The organism is Pseudobutyrivibrio xylanivorans DSM 14809, assembly GCF_900141825.1.
Taxonomy (GTDB): domain Bacteria; phylum Bacillota; class Clostridia; order Lachnospirales; family Lachnospiraceae; genus Pseudobutyrivibrio; species Pseudobutyrivibrio xylanivorans.
On sequence record NZ_FQYQ01000013.1, the window covers coordinates 31,659 to 55,458 of the forward strand.

The following is a 23,800-nucleotide window of genomic DNA, read 5'->3' on the forward strand; positions in this document are numbered from 1 at the left end:
TTTAATTATGTAGTTAAATGCAGCACCGAAACCTCATATTCGATGCTGCATAAAGCTATTATAAGATGGCGGATTGTTCTTCTGTTATGTCATCGACAGAATCATCTTGTGTTACACAATGGCTCGAAGGGTGTTGAAGTGTATTTAGTATTACCTGTCCTTCACGTTTGATTTTCTTTTTCTGCTTGGCGTGGTTTATTAATGCAATACCTCCGCCTACTGTTACAGTAATCAATATTCCAACTGTAGCCCCTTGAATTCTCCCAAGTTTAAGGTTAGATGCAGATTCTGATGCATAGTAACGTACAATACGCTTTAGACCATCTTGCATGCTTCCATTACCCAACTCTGATAGAGCGTGTGTGGTAACTGGAGCAGATGGATTCGGCGTGTTAATTAGTTTTGTTATTTGTGTTGCTGTAGAATTCATTTTTATATCCTCCTGAAATCTTTTATTTGTTGGTTTTATTTTATAAGGTGTGGTATTATAAGTAAAGAATAATAGTTCGCGTAAGAAATCATTTGCGTGCGTCGAGTCTATTCTAACGAATAATAATTCGTATAAAGGAGTTTTATATATGCTTAAAGGAAAAAGCTTGAGTGAATACGAGGGTTTTGCTTATCGTTTAGTTATGGCTGCAAATAATAAACAGATTGATGATACCAAGGAATTGGCGGAAAAATTATATAGTGATGAGACTTGTAGAGGGATAATCAAGATGAGAAAAAGAAAAAAGGAGGTCGCTTCTAATCCGGTAGATAATGTTTTAAGAAATGTTCAAAAGCATTTAAATGAGAAAGATCCATACAAAGTTCCCAGTACATACATTTATGCGTATAGTGTGGTTTTGGATTGTTCGATTGATTATCTTTATGGACGAACTGACGTAATGTCTGTTGACATGGATGTGAAAGAGATTTGTAAAAAAACGGGTTTGTCAGAAAAGGCAGTAAAATGCTTACTAGAATATAAAAGTGACAATGATGATAGTAGTATATTTTCTATAACTCAATGGTGGTCAGAGTTTCTTTGTGAAGATTCTTTTTATAGCATTCCAATGGTTTGGCATGATTATGCTAGTAGAATTGTTGAATTATATGATTTAGATAAAAAGGTAGCAGCTATGCAAAAGGCGGACAATGAGGTTGTGGTTGATGATCACATAATGCAATTGTTGTTGGAAGATGATAACCATAAAACATTACGAAGTATAAGGCGTGAAAAGGAAGACTCGACCTTAGGTGCATATCACAAAATGATACAGCTTATAGAGCATTATTTTGAACAATATGCAGAAGAATGGGCGAAAAATCAACATCTTGATTATGAGGAAATGTATTACCGTGGTGAAATAAATAAAAGGAAAATTATAAAAGAGCAAATAAAACAACCAGAAATAAAATAAAGTAGATTGAGACCATCCAATTAAATGGATGGTCTTTTTTTCTTGACGTGTACGCAATGACTACATTATAATGAAACTAAAGATACACGCAGTGACTACATAAAGGAGGACAGCCATGAAGAAGGATACATACAATGTCGAAGGCATTGAAATCGAAGTGGAACATATAGATAGGAATGATGGCAATCGTGAGCGTAGACTTGTAGCATATCAGTTTAAAGCAATTAGAGAGCAGTCTGGTATGAATCGTAAAGAGTTTTCTGAATGGCTTGGCATTCCCTATCGGACCATGCAGGAATGGGAACTTGGACGCAGACAGATGCCGGATTACGTGCTTCGCTTGATTGCATATAAAGTTAAGATGGAGAAGGAAAGGGGGAATCTATGATGACAGTATTATATGGTGTTGGAACAGTCTTAAGAGTGATCGTTAGAATCTCATTATTGCCGGTACAGGCAGCTCTTACATTACTGATGCTTGCTATCGGCTTTATTGGTGGATTAGCAAATATTGTATGCTGGTTGTTAGGGGCTTTCTTTGTTATTGGTGGTATCTGTTCATTTATTAATGGATCTACATCTCTTGGATGGCAGGGCGTTATAGTAGGTATTATTGTAGCTGTAGTTCCTCAGGCTTTAACTCTTTGGGGCGCCGAAGGAATACTTGGACTTAAGGAACTTTTGGGAAAGATATAGCTGGCACTAGTGTGCTTTTAATAATATAAATTTATAAAAGTTGGTGGGGACTAATTATTATGACTAGAATAGAAAAGGAATATAATAGAGTAGTTGAGTATGGCTGTCAGATTGATGAATTATCATTAAATTGTAAATTTGAAGAGTTAAAAAAAGTATTGGACGACATGATTGAATATAAAAATGCTGATGATAATGTAAGCAATGATGTCAATTTTAATTACTATCTTGGAACTGGTTTTGGTATATATGCCGATTATGTGCAACAATCAGCGAATGATAAATTTGATTCGTCAGTCATAGATTTAAGACGGAAATCAATGATTTATTTTCGTAAGAGTCTTGAATTGAATAATGGAGTTAGTAATCCTGACTCAAGATTAAAGTTATGTATATTAACAAATTATGCAAATCAGTTAGTGATTGCAGGACGGTACATAGAAGCACTAAATGTATATCGCAATGTACTTGGAATCGATAATGAGTTTTCGATGGGAATGGGAAATTATGGTAGAACTTTAATGTTTTTGGCAAATATGGTAAATGATAAGGGACACTATCAAGAACTGCATTGTTATGCGTATCATGCACTAAAAAAAGCTATACAAAACATTGATTATGATATGCATGAGCAGGCATTATCAGCGTTTGGAAAAATTGTAGAGGAATATGAAGCATTGCCATCGATTGATTATGTTAATAAACCAATAGTTTTTCCTGAATATACACTTGGAGATAGTGATGAAGAGATTCAATATAGAAAATGGTGCTTAAAAAATCATCTTTTTCTTAATCCGTTAAATGATGTAATTGAAATAGAATCTGCATTTGCTCACGATCCATTGAATATCATAAAATATACTGAAGATATTACCGCCTCTGATTCAATCAATGGAAACCCAGCAGAACCACCAAGATGGTTTGCTATGTTAAATAATTTAAAAGAAGAATACATTTATGCAAGGTATCTATGTTTTACTAGTAGCCAAGAGGATGCATATCCCCATTTTGCTGATAAAGATGTCACTTTATCTTTTGGGAGCTTTGATAACACAGTTTATTCGATACGGGTGGAACAAGGTAAAACGGCATTTAGAGTCTTATATTCATTACTTGATAAAATATGTTTTTTTGTAAATGATTTTTGGAGAATCGGTTTAGAAGAGGGAAAGGTAACTGCAAGGGGTATTTGTAAGGCAAGGAAATATCCTAAAGATAATAAAGCATTAATGTCATTATATTGGGTTCTATGTGAGTTTTTCGAAAAATACGGGGATGCTGAACAGCCATATGAAAAGGAACTAGCAATACTAAGAAATGCTCTTGAACATAAATATGTCAAAATCCATAAAGGGGATTGGAATAGAAGACTAAAAATTGAAAGTGATAGTTTTTATCATGTATCAGAAAATGACTTAAGAGCTAATACAATCAGATTATTACAACTTGTTAGAGAATCTCTTATGTATCTTATTTATGCTATTGAAAAAGAGGAAATCAAAAAGAGTCAATCAAAATCATATGTTGGAACTATGCCTATTTCAAATTATCCTGATGCATGGAAAAAATAAAATTTAGACAGCGAAAAATATATTTCATAAAAACATAAAATGGTCTCTGACCGACATTGTCTCTTTTTGACTCGTTTTGTCTCGTCTCGACCGACATTAGCACTTCTCTTATAAATTTAACGGTGCTATTATTATCATAGACAAGTGAGAGGTAAACAAAAGCCACTCACTTGTTTTTCTTTTGCAGAAGAATAGGAAGCAGATACAAGCGTCATTGCATGACCAAACCCTCAAGGTCGTGTGTGGCGCTTTTTTTGTTATCCGAAACCGGTAAGCGCGCGCCGGTGTTTCTATAAAAAACTGTTAAAGAAAAGGAGAAAATTGAATATGGATTATGAACGTTTCAAAGAAGGTTTCCAGGATGCGTTAAAGGCTGAACTTGCTGTTAGAGGAGCTGATGTTGAACTTACTGCTCGAAGAGTAGATAAGATGAATGAAAGCTATGATGCTATCACAGTAAGACATACGGACAGTTCTATTGGAGTGAACATCAGTGTTGAGAAAGCATTTGCTGCTTATGAGAATGGTACACCAATCCCTGAGATCGCTGAGCATTTTGCTGATGCAGTGGAGAAAGGATTCCGTGAATCGCCTCAGGTGGATCTGGAGTCGCTCTCTGATTATGAGCAGATGAAGAACAAGCTTTCTATGGAAGTGGTTTCTGCAGAGAAGAATGCGGAACTTCTTGAGAGCGTACCTCATGAAAGAATGGAGGATATGGCTGTTGTTTATCGCTTTGTGCTTGATCAGACAGATTCCGGCAATGGAACAATCCTTGTTACCAATCAGTTGCTTGATCAGTATGGCATTACCAAAGAGCAGCTTCGCGCTGATGCCATGGAGAATGCACCTGAAATCAGACCATCTGAGATCAGAGGTATGTCTGAAGTAATGAGTGAGCTTGCACCTGGCATGATTCCTGAGGTTGCACCGGAAGATGAGCAGATGTTTGTTGCTACAGTTCCGGATAAGATCCATGGAGCTGGTGTTATCGCATATCCGAATTTCATGGAGGATGCAGCTGAAAAGATGGGCGGTGACTTCTTCGTTCTTCCAAGCAGTATTCATGAGGTTTTGCTTGTAAAGGACAATGGCCAGATAACAGCCAAAGAGCTGGAAAACATGGTCAAAGAGGTCAATGCTACTCAGGTAGAACCTGCAGATCAGCTTACAGATCACGTTTATCATTACGACAGTCAGAATCATATTTTTGAGTTGGCTGATAAGTATGAGGAACGTCAGCGTGAGGCTGAGGTTGTAGCTGATAAGGATTCTGTCCTTGGAGATCTAAAAGAAAAGAAACAGGAGATTGCAAAGAAAGATCCGTCAAAGGATGCAGTTACAAAGGCTGAAACTAAGAAGTATGAGGCTTCTCTATAATGCCTGGTAAATCATCTGTCAGAAGCAATCTCCAAGAGAAAAAATCCGGACTGGAAAATGTACAAAAGTCAGCTGCTTCTGAGAATTTTGTATCTCTCAGGAAAGAGACTGGCATGAACAGAAAAGAGTTCGCTGAATGGATGGGGATACCATATAGAACCATGCAGGATTGGGAACTCGGTATATCCAAAGCTCCGGATTATGTTTATGACTTGGCTAGGTACAAAGTCAAGAATGAGCTTGAAAAAGGCAATTTAATAAGAAAACAGCACTTACAAAAAGAGTGCAGGTAATGATAAGGCTTCGAAGCTTAGGCTTCGGGGCCTTTTCTTATGGTGAAAGGAGATATCTAAGATGAGTAAAAAACATATGAGAGTTCAGAAGAACTTTAACAAAAATGGCATTTCAAGGGTGCCACACAGTGTTGCACCTAAGCTTGGTCCAGTTACACCTTGCAATTGCAGTCATCCTTGTCCTTATGGTAATGGCAGAACGTTTTGCTTTCCTTGCTATCAGAAGCTTGTTGCTGACAGCAGAAGTAACAGTGTTGCTACAGGTAATGCCTAAAGAGGTGTGGTATGGACTTTGGCTATTTTCATGAGGAAGAGTCTGAGCAGTTTGCCTTCTATCGGATTCCCCAGGTGCTCTTTAAGGATGAAAAGTTCGTAAAGCTTTCAACGGATGCCAAGGTTCTATATGGATTATTTCTGAATCGGGTATCTCTTTCTAAGAAGAATCACTGGATTGATGAAGAGGGCAGAGTATATGTCTATTACACCCTTGTCAGTATCCAGGAGGATTTGCATTGTGCGAGTCAGAAGGCATTAAAGCTTTTAAAGGAGCTTGAGTGCTATGGACTTATCGAAAGAATAAAGCAGGGACTTTGTAAACCTGACAGGATTTATGTGAAGAACTTCATCACACTTCAGGAATCACCAGCCCGGAGTGGTGAAAATCACCATACCGGTGTAGTGAAAATCACCAGCCCGGAATGTCGAGAATCACCACCTAATAATATAGAGTTAAATAATACTGAGTGTAGTAATACTAATCTTATCTTATCTAAGAGCAGAGAAGATGAGATGGAGCTATACAGACAATATTTATACCAGTTACTGGATATAGAGATACTCAAAGAGCGCTATCCCTATGGAGTAGAAGAGATAGATGAGATTTTTGACATAATCCTGGATGTGCTGTGCAGCAATCAGAAGTTTATCACTATATCCGGGGATAAAAAGCCTATTAACGTAGTGAAAAGCAGATTCATGAAGCTGGATAGCAGCCATATTCAGTTTGTAATGGACAGTATGAAGGACAAGACTACAAAGGTTCGCAATGTAAAGAAATACATAGTGGCAGCACTTTATAATGCGCCAATTACGATTAACAACTATTATCAGTCGCTGGTCCAGCATGACATGGCGACAGGAAAAATCTAAGGAGGAATGACAATGGAACAGATTACAATTGATATTCAACTTGATCCTATGAAGGATGGAATTAAAGTACCGGAGACAGATGTATCCAGACCTGATGCTCATGCTGTGATTCTTGGGACCAACGGCAAAATCAGACAGATTTCTATGAAGGAAGCAGAGACAATCCTTGATCAGATGGCTACTTGTGGGGCTGGAACTCATCTTGGACAGTCAGATTATATTGCTGTTTACAACAAGGATAAGCTTTTTAAGGCTGAAGGTGAGGAGTACCTGGTAGGCAGTGTTCTCATTTTTCAAAGAGCAGGGAATGTGCTCAAGGCTATTCCTGATGATGAGATTGGTGATCTCTTAGAGGTTGCTATGGCACAGATGGATACTTTGAAGGCAGGAGATGCCTGCTTTTCTGCAATGCGTGTTGATTAAGGGAGGAAAATCATGAGTAGAACAATACCGAGAGCTTACGTTACTGCAGCATGGAATAAGAATCCGGTTGTGGCAAAAGAAGATGCCAAGAAATACTGTCAGGAACTAGTAAAGGAAGGATACCTTCCGCTTTGTCCTATTCTTGCTTTTGATGGAATCTTTTCAGCTGAGGATACAGAAGCTCATAAGAGATTCAAGGAGATGTCCGAGGATCTACTTCGTAGAGCCAGATTCCTTGTTATCTGTGGTAATAAGCAGAATGAGGAAGTTAAGGATGATATCGCAATAGCCAGAAAGTCCAAGGTTATTGTTACAACCTTAGATGGAGTCATTGGCTTGTAGGATGTTAGTCAGGAAGGAGGCGATAGTTCATGGTTAATGAAGAGTCATCAGCCAAGTCGCTCCATTTCATGGTGGAAAAAGGTGCTAAGCCAACAGTGCGTATGTTTATGAATATCCTGAAAGCTTATATGCGTCACAGGCATGATAAAAAATATTTTGGGAAGGAGAAAGAGCCTACAGGTAAGATGCCTGTGAAAAAGCTCATTAAGCAGGGCAAAGGTGCTCAGAAAATTGAGCTGGATGGTGAAGATATCCATTTGTTTAATCGCCTTGCCAAGAAGTATGGTGTAGATTATGCCGTGGTTAAAGACAAGGAGGCTGGCACTTATAAGATCTTTTTCAAGGCTCAGGATGCAGATGCTATCTCTGATCTAGTAGCGGATTATACCAAACGTACCCTTGGAAAAGAAAAAGGTGCAAAGGAGAGCGTACTTGGTAAGCTAAAGAAACTTAAGGAAAAGGTTGCTTCTATACCTCGCAAGGTAGTAGAGAAGAGGAAGGAGCAGACACGATGAATCAGAAATTAAAAAAGAAGATTATCCTGAATATCCCTTATGTTGCAATAGGCCTGTTTGCTACCAACTTAGGTGAGGCCTGGAGAATAGCAGAAGGGATGAATGCTTCGGAAAAGCTTCAGGGGCTTATTATCGGAGGTGGATTTCAAACTGCATTTACGAATCCGCTTCCTAGCTTACATCCCTTTGATTTGCTTATTGGTGCAGCCTGTGGCGCAGCACTAAGACTTGCAGTTTATCTAAAGGGAAAGAATGCCAAGAAATTTCGGCATGGCTCAGAATATGGTTCAGCCAGATGGGGAAAGCCCTCCGACATAGAACCTTTCAAAGATCCTGATCCGAAGAATAATGTGATTCTGTCCCAGACGGAGCAGATTACACTAAGTTCCAGACCATCACAGCCAAAGTACGCAAGAAATAAGAATGTGCTGGTTGTAGGTGGTTCCGGCTCAGGTAAAACACGCTTTTTTATTAAACCAAACTTGCTGCAGTGCGACAGTAAGGATTACCCTTGTTCGTTTGTAGTAACTGATCCTAAGGGAAGCGTGGTTCTTGAATGTGGTAATGCACTTTTGAAGAAGGGGTATCGAATTAAAATCTTCAATACCATCAACTTTAACAAGAGTATGCACTACAATCCTTTCGCTTATATTCGTAGTGAAAAGGATATCCTAAAGCTTGTAACTACGCTGATTGCCAATACTAAAGGTGAAGGAAAAGGCGGTGATGAATTCTGGGAAAAGGCCGAAAAATTGCTGTATTCAGCGCTTATAGGCTACATCCATTATGAGGCTCCAATAGAGGAACAGAACTTCACAACACTTCTTGAAATGATCAACGCAATGGAGGTCAGAGAAGATGATGAGGAGTTCAAAAATGCAGTCGATATGCTCTTTGATGAGCTGGAAGAAAAAGATCCAAATCATTTTGCAGTTCGCCAATATAAGAAATACAAATTGGCAGCTGGAAAGACAGCGAAGTCAATCCTTGTAAGCTGTGGTGCCAGACTGGCTCCATTCGATATCAAGGAGCTTCGAGAGATTACAGCTTATGATGAATTACAACTGGATACTATCGGTGATAAGAAAACGGCGTTGTTTCTGATTATGTCAGATACGGACGCCACTTTTAATTTTCTGATATCTATGGTGTACACGCAGTTGTTCAATCTCTTATGCGAGAAAGCTGATGATGTTTACGGTGGAAGGCTTCCGGTCCATGTAAGGTGCCTTGTAGATGAGTGCGCCAATATCGGACAGATTCCTAACCTGGAAAAACTTGTGGCAACTATCAGATCCCGTGAGATTAGTGCCTGCTTGGTATTACAGGCAAAGTCACAGCTTAAGGCAATCTACAAAGATAATGCGGATACCATTATCGGTAACATGGATTCTCAGATCTTCCTTGGAGGAACTGAGAAGACAACGCTTAAGGATCTTACAGAGATTCTTGGCAAGGAAACCATTGATATGTACACCACAGGAAATACTAAGGGCTCTCAGGAGTCCTACAACATGAATTATCAGAAGCTCGGCAAAGAGCTGATGAGTATGGATGAGCTTGCTGTTATGGATGGCAGTAAATGTATTGTGCAGGTGAGAGGTGTGAGACCTTTTCTTTCAGATAAGTATGACCTGACAAAGCATCCAAACTATCCGCTGACAGCAGACTATGACAAGAAGAACTGGTTTGATATTGAGAGGTATCTAAACAGAAAGCTTGTCCTTCATCCAAATGATGAATATGAAGTGTTTGATGTTGATAATAACTGATGTCTTGACTAAAATATTATTGATGATTTTTATTTCGGTAAAAATCAATCTCCAACCTTGAGAGATAATCAAATGCAGGGATAATTCGATTTGTTATCGAATTCAGCTAAGAAGGTGACAGTATTGTCCGCTATCCGGTGCGTGATTATTGCATGTTATTAATGGAATCAAGGAGAAAGGAGATAGTCATGGCAAAAGGTGTATCATCTAAGACACACAGTCAAAAAGAATTGGATAATTACGCTAATCAGCATAATCCAAACAATAAGGCCTACAAGGCAAGAGTTGCTAATGATCAGGCGACTAAGAAACAGTCTAAGAAAGCATTAGCAAATCAGTCTAAGAAGCGTGCAAAACGCCAGGCTGAATTCGATGAGAAATATGGTCTTTCTTATCCGCTTGATTGGATGTGTTATAGCAATCCATATGATTTTGACTAATCATGAAAGCAAGAGAGCATCAATCTATTATGGTTGGTGCTTTTTTGTTGTAGTTTTTTAATTTTGAGAAAGAGCTTCTAATGCAGTTGCATTAGGGGCTTTTTTTAATGCGCGCATTTTCAAAGTTCAGTCGACGGGGCTTTGGAAGGACAACTAAATACAAAGAAACCAAAAACTATTTTTTTAATCACAAGGAGGATTTTATTATGGCATTTTTCAACTCAGCAGTAGGCGTACTTCAGACACTCGTTATCGCACTTGGTGCAGGTCTTGGAATTTGGGGTGTTGTAAACCTCATGGAAGGTTACGGCAATGATAACCCTGGAGCTAAGTCACAGGGCATGAAGCAGCTCATGGCCGGTGGTGGTGTTGCACTCATCGGTACTACACTCGTTCCACTTCTTTCCGGACTTTTCTAATCCGGCCTATCAACAACAAAAATCAGGAGGGGCAGTGTAACAAGCTGCCCTTCCCTGAGAAAGGAGGCAATCGTTGGAAAGTTTGTTAGAAAAACTGACTGATTGGCTCAAAGACATGCTGGTAGGTGGGATTATGGATAACCTCACATCTACATTTTCAACCTTAAATCAGAAGATTGGAGAAGTAACAGCACAGGTAGCACAGACTCCAGACCAGTTCCAGCCCACGGTATATAACCTCATCAGGAACCTGTCGGAGAATGTGATTCTACCCATAGCAGGAATCATCCTTACTTTTATTGCCTGCTATGAACTGATACAGCTGGTCATCGCTCACAATAACCTGGCAAACTTTGAAACCTGGATTTTTTTTAAGTGGGTATTCAAGACCTTTGTAGCAGTAACGCTGATTACAAATACCTTTAATATCACCATGGCAGTCTTTGATGTAGCACAACATGTGGTCAGTCAATCAGGATCACTTATCGCCGGAAGTACCGCAGTGGACGGTTCAACTCTGGCAACTATGCAAAGCACTTTGGAAGCAATGGATGTAGGGCCGCTGTTTGGTATATTCCTGCAGTCCTTTGCTGTGAAGTTCTTATTTGAGATTTTATCGATTCTGATTTGGGCTATTGTCTATGGACGAATGATAGAGATCTATTTGACCATCAGCCTTGCTCCGATTCCTTTTGCGACTTTTGGCAATAGAGAACAGAGCATGATTGGACAGAACTATTTGAGATCCCTTTTTGCTCTTGGCTTCCAGGGATTCTTAATCATGGTATGCGTAGCAATCTATGCAGCCCTGGTTCAGACAGTTTCATTTTCATCGGATATCATGGGCTCTTTGTGGAATGTCCTTGGTATCACATTACTTCTTGCATTCACTTTGTTTAAGACAGGTTCTATTGCAAGATCTGTATTCCACGCACATTAAGGAGGAAAAGAAATGGCATCTTATATTCCGGTGCCTCGTGATCTCACGAAGGTAAAGAGTAAAGTGGCATTCAACCTCACCAAGCGTCAGCTCATCTGCTTCTGTATAGCTGCAGCTATCGGTGTTCCAACCTTTTTCCTTTTGAAAAAGATCGGAGACTCAACCTTTGCAGCTATGGGTATGATGATTGTAATGATGCCGCTGTTTTTCTTTGCAATGTACGAAAAGAACGGACAGCCACTAGAGGTATTCTTGCATCACTTTATTCAGGCAACATTTATCAGGCCGAAGATCAGGCCTTACAAAACAGATAATTATTACGCTGCCCTGATGAGGCAGGAGAAAGCAGAGAAGGAGGTAGAAAAAATTGTTTCTGAAAGCGAAAAAAAGAGACATCGCAATGCCGGCAGGGTTATCGAGAGCAGACCAGAAAAGAGTAAGAGCCGTCATCAAAGAAGCTCAGAAAAATGATGGTGTTCCCAGAACAGCTCAGCAGAGCATTCCTTTTGACAGGATGTTTAAGGATGGCATTTGCAGAATAGGCAGCGATTATTATACAAAGACGATTCAGTTTCAGGATATCAATTATCAGTTGGCACAGCAGGAGGATCAGACGGAGATTTTTGAGGAGTGGTGTAGCTTCCTGAATTTCTTTGATAGTTCGGTTCACTTTGAGCTTAGCTTCATGAATATGGCAACGGATGCAGAGAAGTTTGAAAAGTCCATTGCCATACCACATCAGAACGATGGATTCAATGAAGTCAGGGATGAGTATACCGGCATGTTAAAGCGTCAGATGGAAGCTGGAAACAATGGTCTAACCAAGACCAAGTATTTATCCTTTGGTATTCATGCAGAGTCCATGAAAGCAGCAAAACCGAGACTTATTCATATCGAGATGGATCTTCTTAACAACTTCAAAAGACTTGGTGTTCAGGCAAACACACTAAACGGCGCAGAACGCTTAGAGCTGATTCACCAGCAGTTTCATATGGGAGATGATGAGAAGTTCTTCTTCGACTGGAAATGGCTTGTAGGAAGCGGCCTTTCAGTAAAAGACTTTGTGGCTCCTGCAGGACTTAATTTTAAAAATGGCAGATTATTCCAGATGGGTAATCTCTATGGAGCCATGAGCTTTCTTAGCATCACAGCTTCTGATATCTCAGACAGAATGCTGGCAGACTTCCTTGGTATGGAGTCCAGTCAGATTGTGACAATGCATGTTCAGTCTGTGGATCAGACTGAGGCGATTAAAACGGTAAAACATACCATTACAGAACTTGATCGAAGCAAGATTGAGGAGCAGAAGAAGGCGGTAAGAGCCGGTTATGATATGGACATTATTCCATCAGATCTTGCAACTTATGGCAAGGATGCGAAAGCGCTCTTAAAGGAATTGCAGAGTCAGAATGAGCGTATGTTTCTTCTGACTTTCTTGGTGCTTAATACAGGAAAGACAGAGCAGGAACTTGAGAACAATGTCTTTCAGGCAAATTCTATTGCTCAGAAGCATAACTGCAATCTGGTAAGACTCAATTTCCAGCAGGAGCAGGGACTTATGAGTTCTCTACCTCTTGCCTACAACGAGATTGAAATCCAGCGTGGAATGACTACAAGCTCCACAGCTATTTTCGTTCCATTTACAACGCAGGAATTATTCCAGGCAGGAGATGAGGCTTTGTATTATGGACTGAATGCCCTTTCCAACAACCTGATTATGGTTGACAGAAAGAAGCTTAAGAATCCTAACGGCCTTATCCTTGGTACTCCCGGTGCAGGTAAATCGTTCTCTGCAAAAAGAGAAATTGCAAATGCGTTTCTTGTTACAGATGATGATGTTATCATCTCAGATCCTGAGTCAGAGTATAGTGCGCTGGTAAAAAGGTTTGGCGGTCAGGTTATTAAGATTAGCCCTACCAGCAGTCAGTACATCAATCCGATGGATATCAATATGAACTATTCTGATGATGATAATCCGATTGCCTTAAAGGCAGATTTTATCCTGTCTTTGTGTGAGCTTATTGTCGGTGGAAAGGAAGGACTTAAGCCTGTTGAGAAGACTGTCATTGACCGTTGTATTCATCAGATTTATCAGCAGTACTTCCTGAATCCTGTGCCTGAGAATATGCCTCTTCTTGAGGACCTTTACAATGCACTCTTGAAGCAGGATGAGCCGGAAGCAAAGAATGTGGCAACAGCCCTTGAAATCTATGTCACAGGTTCTCTGAATGTGTTTAATCACAGAACTAACGTGGATATCACAAACAGACTTGTATGCTATGACATCAAAGACCTCGGAAAGCAGCTGAAGAAAATCGGAATGCTAGTTGTTCAGGATCAGGTCTGGGGCAGAGTTACAGAGAATAGAAGCCAGGGAAAATCCACTAGATACTACATGGATGAGATGCACCTTCTTCTTCGTGAAGAACAGACTGCAGCTTACACAGTAGAAATCTGGAAACGTTTTAGAAAGTGGGGCGGTATTCCAACTGGAATCACTCAGAACGTAAAGGACTTACTTGCTTCTAAGGAAGTTGAGAATATCTTTGAAAACTCTGATTTTATCTATATGTTGAATCAGGCAGTAGGAGATCGAGCTATCCTTGCCAAACAGTTGAATATCAGCCCTCATCAGCTCTCGTATGTCACACATTCGGGAGAAGGTGAAGGGCTTTTATTTTATGGCAATGTTATCTTGCCGTTTGTGGATCGCTTCCCTAAGGATTTGGAACTCTATCGTATCATGACCACCAAGCTTGATGAGGTGGCACAGTCTCAGGAGGAGAGCTAAATGGATGAAGAGAAGAAGTTTACGAAGGAAAGACATAAGAAGAGGGCCTCCGGTAGATATCAGAAGAAAAGCCAGGGCGAGAAGCTGAAAAGTGAAACTGCTGCTAAGAAGGCCTACGGAAAGAAGTTCCGTCATGGCAAAAAGGACCTGGAACTTACTGCAGAGGAAAAGAAAAAAATTAAAAAGCTTCAGGTACAGGGCAGGCATAAAATCCGCCTTGAGGTAGCTGAGAACGTATCCGTTCATCGTCAGATTGACAGAACGAATGAAGATCAGAATGTAGGTACAGAGGCTTTGAATAAGACTACAGCGACTGCTGAAAAAACAGTAAGAACACTTCAACAGAGCCGGTATTCTAAGAAACTTCAGAAGGATGTCAAAAAGGGCGCTGAGGAGACCACATCCACAAAGGCAGTTCAAAAGAATTACATGAAAAAGGAATTCCAAAGAGCTGCCTATAAGAAATCACAGAAAGAAGCTGCTAATCAGGTTGGAAGCATATCAAAGAAATTTGTCGATAAGGCAGAAGACCTGGTTGGAAGATTTGCAGAATGGATTCGTGAGAAAATCATGGATAATCCGCTGGTAATCATTATTGCGCTTGTGATTCTTATTCTGATTCTGATGCTTTCCGGCAGTGCCGGTCTTGCAGGAGGAATGCTTGGTTCCTTCAGTGATACTACAATAGCTACTTCTTATACTGCAGATGATGATGATATTCGTGCTGTAGAGCAGGATTATAAGACCAAGGAGTCTGACTTGCAGACGCAGGTGAATAACATCCCTACAACGCATCCCGGCTATGATGAGTATCGCTATAATCTGGCAGAGATCAACCACAATCAATATCAGCTGGCCGCACTTTTGACAGTACTGTATGAGGATTATACGGAAGTGGAAGTGCAGAGTAAACTTACTGAGATTTTCAATGCTCAGTATAATCTGACCAGCAGAGAAGTGATTGAAAAGAGAACCAGGACAGAAACCAGAACCGGTCACTATAAGGATGAGAAAGGGCAGGTGCATTCCTACACTTATACGGTGGAAGTTGAATATGACTGGCATGTACTTGTGACAACACTTACCAATAATACGATGGATTCTGTTGTAAGAAACATGGGACTAACTGAGGATCAGACGAGCCGCTATGAGCTTTTGTTGGAGACAAGAGGCAATAAGGCATATCTGTTTGAGGGTGATCCTTATTCCAATCCCGACCCGGGTGAATATCAGGATTATGATATTCCACCGGAGGCTCTTACAGATACCAGATTCGCCAATATGATTCGAGAGGCTGAGAAGTATCTTGGATATCCATACGTATGGGGAGGAAGTAGTCCAAGTAGTAGCTTTGACTGTTCTGGATTTGTAAGCTATGTCATCAATCATTGTGGCAATGGATGGAACTATGGCAGACAGACTGCGGATGGTCTTCTGAATAATTGCTGCATCAGAGTTTCAAAAGAAGATGCAAAACCTGGAGATCTTATTTTCTTCCAGGGAACCTATGATACATCAGGAGCCAGTCATGTAGGAATCTATGTAGGTAATGGCATGATGATTCATTGCGGCAATCCGATTCAGTACACATCTATTAATACAAGCTATTGGCAACAGCATTTTTACACATTTGGAAGAATTCGATAGGAGGAAATAGCATGTTTGAGAAATTAGATAAACTTCGAGAAGAAGTCAGGCGCTGTGAAAAGCGTAGAGATGAAGCCAATGAGCGCTTAAAAGCTGCTCAGGCTAAGCTAAAGGAAGCAGAAGCCAGTCAGATATTATCTGATGTTGGTGCACTTAAGCTTTCTCCGGAAGAGGTAGCAAAGCTTTTACAGCTTGCTGCAGCTGGACAGCTTTCTGTTCCAACAGCAGAGAATAAGACGGAACCCACAACTACTGAAGCAAAGTCATCCATCTATGGAGATGATGACAGTGATGATAAGGAGGAATCAGAGGATGAAGATTACTAAATTTAATAAGCGACTTACCGGAGCTGTGGCATGTGCTGCAGCTCTTTTTATTGGGATGACTCCCATGACAGCTTTTGCGCATACAGGACCTGAAGCGGAATGTACCTGTGAGACGAAATGCAGTGAAGACTCTGTAAATGAAGAGTGTCCTGTATGCAAAGAGGACATCTCTTTATGCCAGGGTGAAGAGAAACCTGAAGAACCTGAGGAACAAGAGGAAGAGAAAATGGGGCCTCTTACACCGGATGGGAATCTTACTCTGGTTGATGATTACGGTTCGGTAGAAGCCGGTGGCAAGCAGTTTATCACTGTTGTTACCAAGAAGGGGAATTACTTCTATATCATCATTGATCGTGATGATAATGGCACAGAAACCGTTCATTTCTTGAATATGGTTGATGAAGCAGATCTCTTGTCACTAATGGATGAGGATGAGCAGAAAGCGCTCAAGGAATCTTTAGAGAGCGCGGAAAAAGAGGAAACTACAAAGGAAACAGTTGAAGAGACTGAGACCACACCAGAACCTGAGGTTAAGGAAGAAAAGAAGAAACCGTCAGTTGGTCCAGCAGCTATTGTTGCACTTATTATTTTCCTCGGTGCAGGTGGATACATGGGCTTTAAGTATTTGAAGGAAAAGAAGCCTAAGAAGGTACAGGCATCACCAGATCCTGATGAAGATTACTTAGAGGATGAAGAGGACGATTATCTTGAAGATGCAAAAGAGGAATCAAATGAAGAGATTCCTGAGGCTGATGAAGATACATCGGAAGAATCTGATTCTGATGATGAGTAATTGAATATTTGATTCTAAAGGGCAGTCCATAAGGGCTGCCCTGATTTGTTTTGGAGGACAAGTTATGGCAAGAAAATCAAGATATATGGGTTACGTGGAAGGGGTAGAGCAGCTTAAGGCAAAGCATGAGAAGCGTAGAAAAATCGAAAAGGAAAAGTCTCTTACCAGGAAACTGAATCAGTACAAGAAGGAGGTGAGGGAGAATGGGTAAAACCACAAATTTTGATCCTGAGAAGGCAGCTGAGCAGCGAAAAGCTGAAATGAAGGATATTACAGAGAGGCTGGAAAAGGGTGTGCAGGATGTCTTTGGTTCAGAGCAGTTTCAAAATTTACTGGATACCATGGCTAAGTTTCCGCATTACTCGGTGAATAACAATATCCTTATCATGATGCAAAAGCCGGATGCAACGCTTGTTCAATCCTATACCGGATGGAAGAAAATGGGACGCTTTGTAAAGAAGGGTGAGAAGGGAATCCGTATCCTTGCTCCGGCTCCTTTTAAGTTGGAAAAAGAACAGGAAAAGGTGGATGAGGCTGGCAAAGTCATTCTTGATAAAGATGGCGAAGCTGTAAAGGAAAAGGTGGAAATCAATCTTACTGCATTTAAGCCTGTGAGTACTTTTGATATCTCTCAGACAGAAGGTGAACCACTTCCATCCATCGGTGTAGATGAGCTTACCGGAAGTGTGGAAGGATATCAGACATTCTTTGAAGCAATCAAGGCAGCAAGTCCTGTACCTATCGGATTTGAGGATATCAAGTCCGGTGCCAAAGGATATTTTCATGTTGAAGATAATCGCATTGCTATCAATAACGGCATGAGTGAGATCCAGACAGTAAAGACTGCAATTCATGAAATGGCTCATGCCAAGCTTCATAACCTGGAAGCCCAGAAAGATAATAAGCAATCAAAAAACAGTAAAGAGGTTGAAGCTGAGAGCGTTGCCTATACTGTGTGTCAGCACTATGGCATTGATACTTCTGATTACAGTTTTGTTTATGTTGCAACCTGGTCTCAGGGTAAAGAGATGCCTGAGTTAAAAGAATCACTTAATACGATTCGTGAGGCAGCAGCTGATCTTATTACAAAGATTGATGCGAAAGTACAGGAGCTTACAGCTGAGAAGGAACCTATCAGTTTCTATGTAGCTGAATGTGGTGAGTTTCATTCCATGGGTGAGTTCCATGAGAATCTGACCTTGCAGCAGGCAGTAGACATCTATAAGTCGATTCCATCTGACAGGATGAATGGTGTAAAGACAATCGGCCTTGTCATCAAAGACGATCAGATTCTTGCTAATGAATATGACCTGGTTGTTGGCAACAGATTGAATATGCAGGAGATAAAAGATATCCTTCCTGATCTGGCAGAACATCCTCTTGTTGTGAAGGCAGCAGATGAAATTGCAAAGCTTATGCCTGAACTTGAAGGGGTTGAGAAAAGTGAGTCTGTATCCAAGAAACTGAAGGAGAAGACAAAAGATGTTAAACCTAAAAAAGCTAAGGCATCAAAGAAGAAGGAGGAAGTTGCTATATAAGATAAAATTTTTCAACTACGCTTTTTTGCGTATATGATATATAATAAGTCCATGCCATAATTAATTTGGAGGTAGGACATGGAATTATTTGCTGAGAATCTAAAGAGATTAAGAAAAGAACGAAATATGACACAAGATCAATTAGCGCATGTTTCTGATATTCCGAAGGGGACAATTTGCAACTACGAGCAGAATCGTGGGGGCTGCGATCCTTCGCTTCACAATCTAATGGTTTTGGCAGATATTTTTGATGTTACTCCTTACAATCTATATTATGGAGGAAAGAAAGAAATGACTACAAATTCTATTTACATGGATGAAATTTTAAGTGAGCTTTTAGAGTTGGACGATGAGGCTATTGCGGAGATTCATGATAGCGAACTCAATGGCGTAAACTTACCTAAATTGAGTGTTTCAGAAGATGTAATAACTAGCCTTAAGAATCAATGGAACAAAGATGTTGTATATCCTAATCGTGGTTTGTATAAAAATTACATTGAACAGACAATTAGAAGATATGCGCAGGACAGGCAAGGTTGGAAAAAGAAATTCGGATTAGATTAATATTTATCGATTAGGCGTCTTGGAGAAATCCAAGGCGCTTATTTTATTATTAGGAGGTGTTTATTTGAAATTAGTGATTGCAGAAAAGCCTTCAGTAGCTCAGTCCCTGGCGAGAGTCATTGGGGCTAATCAGAAAAAAGATGGCTACCTAGAAGGTAATGGTTATATTGTCAGCTGGTGCGTAGGGCATCTGATTGAGCTGGCGAATCCTGAACATTATGATGAGAAATATAAGAAGTGGCGCAAGGAAGATTTACCGATTTTCCCTGCGCCATTTTCATATCAGGTAACAGCTTCCACGAAAAAGCAGTATCAGGTATTAAAGGATCTCATGAAGCGTTCTGATGTAGACAGCCTTGTAGAGGCAACTGATGCAGGGCGTGAGGGAGAGCTTATCTTTCGTCTTGTTTATAAGCAGGCAGGATGTAAAAAGCCGTTTGAGAGACTTTGGATTTCATCCATGGAAGATAAAGCAATCAAAAATGGCTTTGCTAATTTGAAACCTGGCGCAAACTATGATGATCTCTATGAAGCTGCACTTTGTCGTGAACGTGCGGACTGGCTTGTAGGTATAAATGCTACAAGATTCTTTTCTACAGTTTATGGTCAGACCTTAAATGTTGGACGTGTTATGACTCCTACACTCGCAATGATTGTAGAGCGTGAAGCTGAGATCAAGGGTTTTAAGCCTGAGAACTTCTATACCGTTCAGATGCTGGTATCCGGTGTTGCAGTTACCTCAAAACGCTTCAAAACTAAGCAGGAGGCAGAGGAACTAGTAGAGAAAATCAATGCAACTGATAATGCGAAAATTTCTAAAATGGAGACCACTACGAAAACTGAGAAGCCACCACTTCTTTATGATCTGACAAGTCTTCAGAGGGATGCTAATAAGTATTATGGCTTTACTGCTCAGCAGACTCTTGACTATACCCAGAGTCTTTATGAGAAAAAGCTTGTTACTTATCCAAGAACAGACAGCAGATATCTGACTGATGATATGGATGATAGCACAGCTCGCCTTTGTTGCCTGATGAAAGAAAAGTACGGATATACGAAGATGGCTCCTGTCCATACAAAGCAAGTGCTAAATAGTAGCAAGGTATCTGATCACCACGCGATAATTCCTACAGAAAATGTATCAGAAGCTGATTACTCAGAAATCCCTTCCGGAGAACAGAAAATACTTGGACTTGTAACAGCAAGGCTACTTTCTTCTGTTGGAGATACAGCAGAGATTACAGAATATGCTTTGGAAGTAGAATGTGCCGGCGAAGTATTCAAGGCTAAGAGTAAATGCTTTACAAAGCCTGGATGGCACCTTTTGGAAGACTGGATTCTTGGTAAGCAGAAAGAAGAGGATGAAGATTCATCAGACAAGAAAGACGCTGGTGGTTCTCACAGCGTTTTAGAAATCTTAGAAACAGATGCATCCCTTCTATCTGAAGGACGTGAGCTTCCCGCGAGAGATCCAATGGTAAAGGAAGGAAAGACAACTCCAAAGAAACGTTTTACAGAGGACTCTTTACTTTCTGCTATGGAATCAGCAGGAGCAAAGGAAACACCTGACGAAGTAGAGCGTAAAGGTCTTGGTACTCCAGCAACACGCGCTGGTGTAATTGAAAAGCTGGTTCGTATCGGTTTTGTAGAAAGACAGGGTAGTAAGAAAACAAAATATCTAGTTCCAACTGATAAGGGAACTTCTCTTATTACCGTTATGCCGGAACAGATTCAGTCAGCATCTATGACAGCTGAGTGGGAACAGAAACTCTTGGAAGTGGAAAAGCAGGATATTGCTTCTGAAGACTTTATGGCTGAGATCAAGGATATGATTGTTGATCTGATTGAGACTTATGAGCCTGTAAAGGGGGCAGATAAGTTATTTCCACCACGCCAATACAAACAGTATAAAAAGTATCCAAAGAAAGGAGCATCCAGATGGCAAAGATGAAAAAAATCAGAAAATGGGATGAAGTCACAGGAAATGCAGTAGAGGAACAGATTCCTGAGTCCATTGATCCGATAGAGGATGTTGGGGCAGGTCCATCCATAAGTAGAAATCATATGCGAGGCATCGAGGATATGGTGGAACAGAATGATAATTCATTTGACGGAATCATTAATAATGTGCCTGCAGCTCCTGTGCCGGATTTTGCAGAAATCAATGAAAAGGCAGATCAGGAGGATATTATTGCAGACACCAAGGCTTCTGTGATGGAGAAGATAAAAGAGCAGCAGGAAAAAGTGAAGCTGGCTCCAATACCGGAACCTGAGAAGAAGACTCCTGTGATTTGTCCCTGCAGGGAGATGTAATCATGAATAATAGAACGGAGCAGTTTCATTTCTTTGCAACTCCGGAGGAAGCTAAACTGATTCGTGACAGGGAGAAAGAAATCGGCATCTTAAATGAGAGTGCTTATCTTCGAAAAATGGCGATTGATGGTTATCTCATCCAGATGGATTTAAGTGATGTCAAAGAGGCCGTAAGGCTTCTTGGCATCACATCTTCCAATATGAATCAGTATGCAAAGAAAGCAAATGAAACCGGCAGTATCTACAAAGAAGATATCGATGATATCAGACTTCATCAGGAAGAACTTTGGAAAGTGATGAAGGAAATACTAAAGCGCTTGTCTACGATTTAGGAAAGGAGGTGAATGCGCATGGCGGCTACAAGACTTATCACGATGCACCAGAATAAAGGTAAAAGCGTAGCGAAGTCTCTCAGCGATAGAACAGATTATGCCAAGAATGGAGAGAAGACCGAAAATGGTCAATTCATCAGTTCCTACGCCTGCCAGGCTGAGAGTGTTGATGAAGAATTCATGCTCTCGAAAAGAGAATATGAGCGTCTGACAGGAAGACATCCCAGGGGCAATATCATCGCTTATCAGATCAGGCAATCCTTTAAGCCGGGAGAAATCACACCGGAGGAAGCGAATCAGGTAGGCTATGAAACTGCCATGCGATTTACCAAAGGCAATCATGCTTTTATCGTAGCGACGCATACGGATAAGGCGCATATTCACAATCACATCATCTTTAATTCCACGAGTCTTGACTGTACCCATAAGTTTAGAGATTTCTTTTTTGTTGGACTGGCTCTGCAGAGATTATCGGATATCATCTGCCTAGAGCATGGACTGTCTGTCATTGAAAAGAAAAAGCCTAGTGAGCGTGTTAAGCGAACCACTTATCCTGAGAAGAAATCCTTTCGCGATGATATTAGAGATGCGATTGATCAGATTCTTAAGGAAGGTAGCACAAAAGATTTTGATGAGCTGCTTTATAAACTGGAAGATGCCGGATACGAGATTAAGCGTGGAAAGCACATTTCTCTAAAAGGAAAAGGTCAGAAGCGTTTCATACGGCTGCGCTCTCTGGGGGATGGTTATACAGATGAGGACCTTAAGAAGATTCTTGCCGGTGAGATGGAGCATGCTTTCTACGATAATGAAAAAGCCGAAAAGCAGCCAAAGACTTACCTGCGAAAAAAGGAAAATCATGAGTTTGACCTTCTTATCGATATTCAAAAGAAGCTGGCCCAGGGCAAGGGAAAATATTATGTTCGCTTTGCCAAGAACTTTAATACAAAGCAGGTGGCTAAGGCAGTTTTATATCTAAAGCAGCATGACATTCGAAGCTATGATGATCTGGAGAAAAATGTGAAAACAGCAACAGAGCGATTTACGAAAATTTCAGCTTCCATAAAAGAAAAGGAAAAGCGACTTGCTGAGATTCAGGTCTTGAAGAAACATATCTTTGATTACTTTAAGACAAAAGACGTATACGCAGATTATCGTAAATGCGGATACAGCAAGAAGTTCCTGGAAGAGCACAGACAGGAAATCCTGCTTCATAAGGCTGCCAAGAATGCATTTGATGAGCTTCATCTAAAGAAACTTCCTAAGATAAAAGACCTCAGCGCTGAGTACGCTGAAATACTTGCAGAAAAGAAAAAGCTGTACGGTGAATATCGTCAGGTCAAGAAAGATATGCAGGAGATTCAAAGAGCAAAATATGATATCGACCAGTTCCTTAAAAGCGATGAAGAGCAGAAGAAGGAACGCGTCAGAAAACACAATATCACTCGATAATTCTAATAGGGAATCTGTAGGTTTAAGACTTATAGGTTCCCTTCTTTTTTCATTTCTGAAGAAAATTCCAACAGCAAAATAAAGCGTTTCGTAAGAATTGCGTAGCCAAGCGTTTAGCTTGTTCAAGGGGATTGGGGATGTGCCACCAACGAGCGGATAATAGCTTTTTGTACAAAAAAGCACTGCTCGCCACTTTGCGAAGACGCGCCCTAACACCATCAAAGATGGTGCCGCGCGAAGCGGAAATCCTATGGAAACTTTCATATAAAAATATTGTTATAAAAACAAAATTCTATACGGAGTAATTCGAAGTAGAGTTTCGAAAAGTCGAAATTTCTATTTGATATTGTGCGTGTGTGGGCGTATAATGTACATTAGGACTATTTATGAGGACTTTCGGGTCCTTCACCAAGATGGGTAATCCCCATAAGAGAGGAATTATATGGCTGTATCTTATAACGGATTATGGAAATTATTAATAGACAAGAACATGAAAAAGATGGATCTTGTTGAAAATGAAAACATCGGAATTAGCAGTAGTACACTTGCCAAGATGAGTAAGGGCGAGACTGTGTCTATGAGTATCTTGGAAAAGATATGCTTAGAATTGGATTGCGATTTCGGAGACATAATTAGCGTAGATAGGAAAAATAGTTCTGTGTAATTATTTAGAAGTCCGTCTTTTTGGACATCTAAAG

29 protein-coding genes are annotated in these 23,800 nt (G+C 40.4%); 28 read left to right on the top strand and 1 reads right to left on the bottom strand.

The genetic code is table 11. The features are described from left to right. Positions 1-58: 58 nt before the first annotated feature. Positions 59-430 (bottom strand): hypothetical protein, encoded by a 372-nt coding sequence (locus BUA88_RS10125; protein ID WP_072917211.1) that lies wholly within the window; start codon positions 428-430, stop codon positions 59-61. Between the two features lie 148 nt (positions 431-578). On the opposite strand from BUA88_RS10125, the gene BUA88_RS10130 reads away from it, so the two are divergent. The 28 genes from BUA88_RS10130 to BUA88_RS10260 all read left to right on the top strand — a co-directional run bounded on the left by BUA88_RS10130 (position 579) and on the right by BUA88_RS10260 (position 23,766). Next, positions 579-1,406, top strand: a complete 828-nt coding sequence (locus BUA88_RS10130; RefSeq protein ID WP_072917219.1) for a hypothetical protein — start codon at positions 579-581, stop codon at positions 1,404-1,406. A gap of 115 nt (positions 1,407-1,521) precedes the next feature. Then, positions 1,522-1,794, top strand: a complete 273-nt coding sequence (locus BUA88_RS10135; protein ID WP_072917223.1) for a helix-turn-helix domain-containing protein — start codon at positions 1,522-1,524, stop codon at positions 1,792-1,794. Beyond that, positions 1,791-2,102, top strand: coding sequence for a hypothetical protein (locus BUA88_RS10140; RefSeq protein ID WP_143151424.1), 312 nt, complete (start codon positions 1,791-1,793; stop codon positions 2,100-2,102). The genes BUA88_RS10135 and BUA88_RS10140 overlap by 4 nt, the downstream gene beginning before the upstream one ends. Before the next feature lie 59 nt (positions 2,103-2,161). Then, positions 2,162-3,673 carry an LA2681 family HEPN domain-containing protein gene (locus tag BUA88_RS10145; RefSeq protein ID WP_072917232.1) on the top strand — a complete coding sequence of 504 codons (1,512 nt, stop codon included), beginning with the start codon at positions 2,162-2,164 and terminating at the stop codon, positions 3,671-3,673. Positions 3,674-4,000: 327 nt separating this feature from the next. Further along, positions 4,001-5,053, top strand: coding sequence for a DUF5688 family protein (locus BUA88_RS10150; RefSeq protein WP_072917238.1), 1,053 nt, complete (start codon positions 4,001-4,003; stop codon positions 5,051-5,053). Then, complete coding sequence (locus tag BUA88_RS16515) at positions 5,053-5,346, top strand: helix-turn-helix domain-containing protein (RefSeq protein ID WP_242939609.1); 294 nt, start codon at positions 5,053-5,055, stop codon at positions 5,344-5,346. The genes BUA88_RS10150 and BUA88_RS16515 overlap by 1 nt, the downstream gene beginning before the upstream one ends. A 61-nt stretch (positions 5,347-5,407) precedes the next feature. Then, on the top strand, positions 5,408-5,620 hold the full coding sequence (locus tag BUA88_RS10160; protein WP_004602788.1) for a hypothetical protein: 213 nt from the start codon (positions 5,408-5,410) through the stop codon (positions 5,618-5,620). Positions 5,621-5,631: 11 nt separating this feature from the next. Next, a complete protein-coding gene (locus BUA88_RS10165) occupies positions 5,632-6,495 on the top strand; it encodes a DUF6017 domain-containing protein (protein ID WP_072917242.1) in 864 nt (287 codons plus the stop codon). A 12-nt stretch (positions 6,496-6,507) separates the two neighbouring features. Beyond that, positions 6,508-6,918 (top strand): hypothetical protein, encoded by a 411-nt coding sequence (locus tag BUA88_RS10170; RefSeq protein ID WP_072917246.1) that lies wholly within the window; start codon positions 6,508-6,510, stop codon positions 6,916-6,918. Between the two features lie 12 nt (positions 6,919-6,930). After that, complete coding sequence (locus BUA88_RS10175; RefSeq protein WP_004602785.1) at positions 6,931-7,260, top strand: DUF7768 domain-containing protein; 330 nt, start codon at positions 6,931-6,933, stop codon at positions 7,258-7,260. Positions 7,261-7,289: 29 nt separating this feature from the next. After that, complete coding sequence (locus BUA88_RS10180) at positions 7,290-7,775, top strand: PcfB family protein (protein WP_072917250.1); 486 nt, start codon at positions 7,290-7,292, stop codon at positions 7,773-7,775. Next, positions 7,772-9,547, top strand: a complete 1,776-nt coding sequence (locus BUA88_RS10185; RefSeq protein WP_072917254.1) for a VirD4-like conjugal transfer protein, CD1115 family — start codon at positions 7,772-7,774, stop codon at positions 9,545-9,547. The genes BUA88_RS10180 and BUA88_RS10185 overlap by 4 nt, the downstream gene beginning before the upstream one ends. A gap of 188 nt (positions 9,548-9,735) precedes the next feature. Further along, positions 9,736-9,987 (top strand): hypothetical protein, encoded by a 252-nt coding sequence (locus BUA88_RS10190; protein WP_072917259.1) that lies wholly within the window; start codon positions 9,736-9,738, stop codon positions 9,985-9,987. 206 nt (positions 9,988-10,193) lie between these two features. Continuing rightward, a complete protein-coding gene (locus BUA88_RS10195) occupies positions 10,194-10,406 on the top strand; it encodes a Maff2 family mobile element protein (RefSeq protein WP_004602781.1) in 213 nt (70 codons plus the stop codon). 73 nt (positions 10,407-10,479) lie between these two features. After that, entirely contained in the window at positions 10,480-11,346 is an 867-nt protein-coding gene (locus tag BUA88_RS10200) for a VirB6/TrbL-like conjugal transfer protein, CD1112 family (protein WP_026508818.1), read from the top strand. Between the two features lie 12 nt (positions 11,347-11,358). Then, positions 11,359-11,817, top strand: a complete 459-nt coding sequence (locus tag BUA88_RS10205) for a PrgI family protein (protein WP_026508817.1) — start codon at positions 11,359-11,361, stop codon at positions 11,815-11,817. After that, complete coding sequence (locus BUA88_RS10210) at positions 11,747-14,137, top strand: VirB4-like conjugal transfer ATPase, CD1110 family (RefSeq protein WP_072917263.1); 2,391 nt, start codon at positions 11,747-11,749, stop codon at positions 14,135-14,137. Before BUA88_RS10205 ends, BUA88_RS10210 begins: the two co-directional genes overlap by 71 nt. Beyond that, the gene (locus tag BUA88_RS10215; RefSeq protein ID WP_072917267.1) at positions 14,138-15,784 is read left to right on the top strand and encodes a C40 family peptidase; all 1,647 of its coding nucleotides are present in this window, start codon (positions 14,138-14,140) and stop codon (positions 15,782-15,784) included. It begins immediately after the preceding gene. A gap of 11 nt (positions 15,785-15,795) precedes the next feature. After that, the gene (locus BUA88_RS10220) at positions 15,796-16,110 is read left to right on the top strand and encodes a DUF4315 family protein (RefSeq protein ID WP_072917272.1); all 315 of its coding nucleotides are present in this window, start codon (positions 15,796-15,798) and stop codon (positions 16,108-16,110) included. Further along, entirely contained in the window at positions 16,097-16,903 is an 807-nt protein-coding gene (locus tag BUA88_RS10225) for a DUF4366 domain-containing protein (RefSeq protein WP_072917277.1), read from the top strand. The genes BUA88_RS10220 and BUA88_RS10225 overlap by 14 nt, the downstream gene beginning before the upstream one ends. A gap of 64 nt (positions 16,904-16,967) precedes the next feature. Further along, positions 16,968-17,114, top strand: a complete 147-nt coding sequence (locus tag BUA88_RS16165) for a hypothetical protein (RefSeq protein WP_159430890.1) — start codon at positions 16,968-16,970, stop codon at positions 17,112-17,114. Next, positions 17,107-18,441 (top strand): ArdC family protein, encoded by a 1,335-nt coding sequence (locus BUA88_RS10230; protein WP_072917282.1) that lies wholly within the window; start codon positions 17,107-17,109, stop codon positions 18,439-18,441. Before BUA88_RS16165 ends, BUA88_RS10230 begins: the two co-directional genes overlap by 8 nt. Positions 18,442-18,519: 78 nt before the next feature. Beyond that, complete coding sequence (locus BUA88_RS10235) at positions 18,520-19,005, top strand: helix-turn-helix domain-containing protein (RefSeq protein WP_072917286.1); 486 nt, start codon at positions 18,520-18,522, stop codon at positions 19,003-19,005. Between the two features lie 73 nt (positions 19,006-19,078). Then, the gene (locus BUA88_RS10240) at positions 19,079-20,956 is read left to right on the top strand and encodes a DNA topoisomerase 3 (RefSeq protein WP_330390270.1); all 1,878 of its coding nucleotides are present in this window, start codon (positions 19,079-19,081) and stop codon (positions 20,954-20,956) included. Continuing rightward, the gene (locus tag BUA88_RS10245; RefSeq protein ID WP_004602771.1) at positions 20,944-21,318 is read left to right on the top strand and encodes a DUF4316 domain-containing protein; all 375 of its coding nucleotides are present in this window, start codon (positions 20,944-20,946) and stop codon (positions 21,316-21,318) included. The genes BUA88_RS10240 and BUA88_RS10245 overlap by 13 nt, the downstream gene beginning before the upstream one ends. A gap of 2 nt (positions 21,319-21,320) precedes the next feature. Beyond that, a complete protein-coding gene (locus tag BUA88_RS10250) occupies positions 21,321-21,650 on the top strand; it encodes a plasmid mobilization protein (protein ID WP_004602770.1) in 330 nt (109 codons plus the stop codon). An 18-nt stretch (positions 21,651-21,668) separates the two neighbouring features. Further along, the gene (locus tag BUA88_RS10255; protein WP_072917294.1) at positions 21,669-23,102 is read left to right on the top strand and encodes a relaxase/mobilization nuclease domain-containing protein; all 1,434 of its coding nucleotides are present in this window, start codon (positions 21,669-21,671) and stop codon (positions 23,100-23,102) included. Positions 23,103-23,544: 442 nt separating this feature from the next. Then, complete coding sequence (locus BUA88_RS10260) at positions 23,545-23,766, top strand: helix-turn-helix domain-containing protein (RefSeq protein ID WP_072917300.1); 222 nt, start codon at positions 23,545-23,547, stop codon at positions 23,764-23,766. Positions 23,767-23,800: the final 34 nt, after the last annotated feature.

Bases quoted from the DNA above. Each gene is read 5' to 3' on its own strand.
- BUA88_RS16165 (WP_159430890.1), top strand. From the start codon at position 16,968: ATGGCAAGAAAATCAAGATATATGGGTTACGTGGAAGGGGTAGAGCAG.
- BUA88_RS10190 (WP_072917259.1), top strand. From the start codon at position 9,736: ATGGCAAAAGGTGTATCATCTAAGACACACAGTCAAAAAGAATTGGAT.
- BUA88_RS10250 (WP_004602770.1), top strand. From the start codon at position 21,321: ATGAATAATAGAACGGAGCAGTTTCATTTCTTTGCAACTCCGGAGGAA.
- BUA88_RS10140 (WP_143151424.1), top strand. From the start codon at position 1,791: ATGATGACAGTATTATATGGTGTTGGAACAGTCTTAAGAGTGATCGTT.
- BUA88_RS10215 (WP_072917267.1), top strand. From the start codon at position 14,138: ATGGATGAAGAGAAGAAGTTTACGAAGGAAAGACATAAGAAGAGGGCC.
- BUA88_RS10220 (WP_072917272.1), top strand. From the start codon at position 15,796: ATGTTTGAGAAATTAGATAAACTTCGAGAAGAAGTCAGGCGCTGTGAA.
- BUA88_RS10225 (WP_072917277.1), top strand. From the start codon at position 16,097: ATGAAGATTACTAAATTTAATAAGCGACTTACCGGAGCTGTGGCATGT.
- BUA88_RS10260 (WP_072917300.1), top strand. From the start codon at position 23,545: ATGGCTGTATCTTATAACGGATTATGGAAATTATTAATAGACAAGAAC.
- BUA88_RS10135 (WP_072917223.1), top strand. From the start codon at position 1,522: ATGAAGAAGGATACATACAATGTCGAAGGCATTGAAATCGAAGTGGAA.
- BUA88_RS10130 (WP_072917219.1), top strand. From the start codon at position 579: ATGCTTAAAGGAAAAAGCTTGAGTGAATACGAGGGTTTTGCTTATCGT.
- BUA88_RS10245 (WP_004602771.1), top strand. From the start codon at position 20,944: ATGGCAAAGATGAAAAAAATCAGAAAATGGGATGAAGTCACAGGAAAT.
- BUA88_RS10195 (WP_004602781.1), top strand. From the start codon at position 10,194: ATGGCATTTTTCAACTCAGCAGTAGGCGTACTTCAGACACTCGTTATC.
- BUA88_RS10185 (WP_072917254.1), top strand. From the start codon at position 7,772: ATGAATCAGAAATTAAAAAAGAAGATTATCCTGAATATCCCTTATGTT.
- BUA88_RS10175 (WP_004602785.1), top strand. From the start codon at position 6,931: ATGAGTAGAACAATACCGAGAGCTTACGTTACTGCAGCATGGAATAAG.
- BUA88_RS10125 (WP_072917211.1), bottom strand. From the start codon at position 430: ATGAATTCTACAGCAACACAAATAACAAAACTAATTAACACGCCGAAT.
- BUA88_RS10145 (WP_072917232.1), top strand. From the start codon at position 2,162: ATGACTAGAATAGAAAAGGAATATAATAGAGTAGTTGAGTATGGCTGT.
- BUA88_RS16515 (WP_242939609.1), top strand. From the start codon at position 5,053: ATGCCTGGTAAATCATCTGTCAGAAGCAATCTCCAAGAGAAAAAATCC.
- BUA88_RS10160 (WP_004602788.1), top strand. From the start codon at position 5,408: ATGAGTAAAAAACATATGAGAGTTCAGAAGAACTTTAACAAAAATGGC.
- BUA88_RS10210 (WP_072917263.1), top strand. From the start codon at position 11,747: ATGCCGGCAGGGTTATCGAGAGCAGACCAGAAAAGAGTAAGAGCCGTC.
- BUA88_RS10180 (WP_072917250.1), top strand. From the start codon at position 7,290: ATGGTTAATGAAGAGTCATCAGCCAAGTCGCTCCATTTCATGGTGGAA.
- BUA88_RS10150 (WP_072917238.1), top strand. From the start codon at position 4,001: ATGGATTATGAACGTTTCAAAGAAGGTTTCCAGGATGCGTTAAAGGCT.
- BUA88_RS10255 (WP_072917294.1), top strand. From the start codon at position 21,669: ATGGCGGCTACAAGACTTATCACGATGCACCAGAATAAAGGTAAAAGC.
- BUA88_RS10230 (WP_072917282.1), top strand. From the start codon at position 17,107: ATGGGTAAAACCACAAATTTTGATCCTGAGAAGGCAGCTGAGCAGCGA.
- BUA88_RS10205 (WP_026508817.1), top strand. From the start codon at position 11,359: ATGGCATCTTATATTCCGGTGCCTCGTGATCTCACGAAGGTAAAGAGT.
- BUA88_RS10235 (WP_072917286.1), top strand. From the start codon at position 18,520: ATGGAATTATTTGCTGAGAATCTAAAGAGATTAAGAAAAGAACGAAAT.
- BUA88_RS10170 (WP_072917246.1), top strand. From the start codon at position 6,508: ATGGAACAGATTACAATTGATATTCAACTTGATCCTATGAAGGATGGA.
- BUA88_RS10165 (WP_072917242.1), top strand. From the start codon at position 5,632: ATGGACTTTGGCTATTTTCATGAGGAAGAGTCTGAGCAGTTTGCCTTC.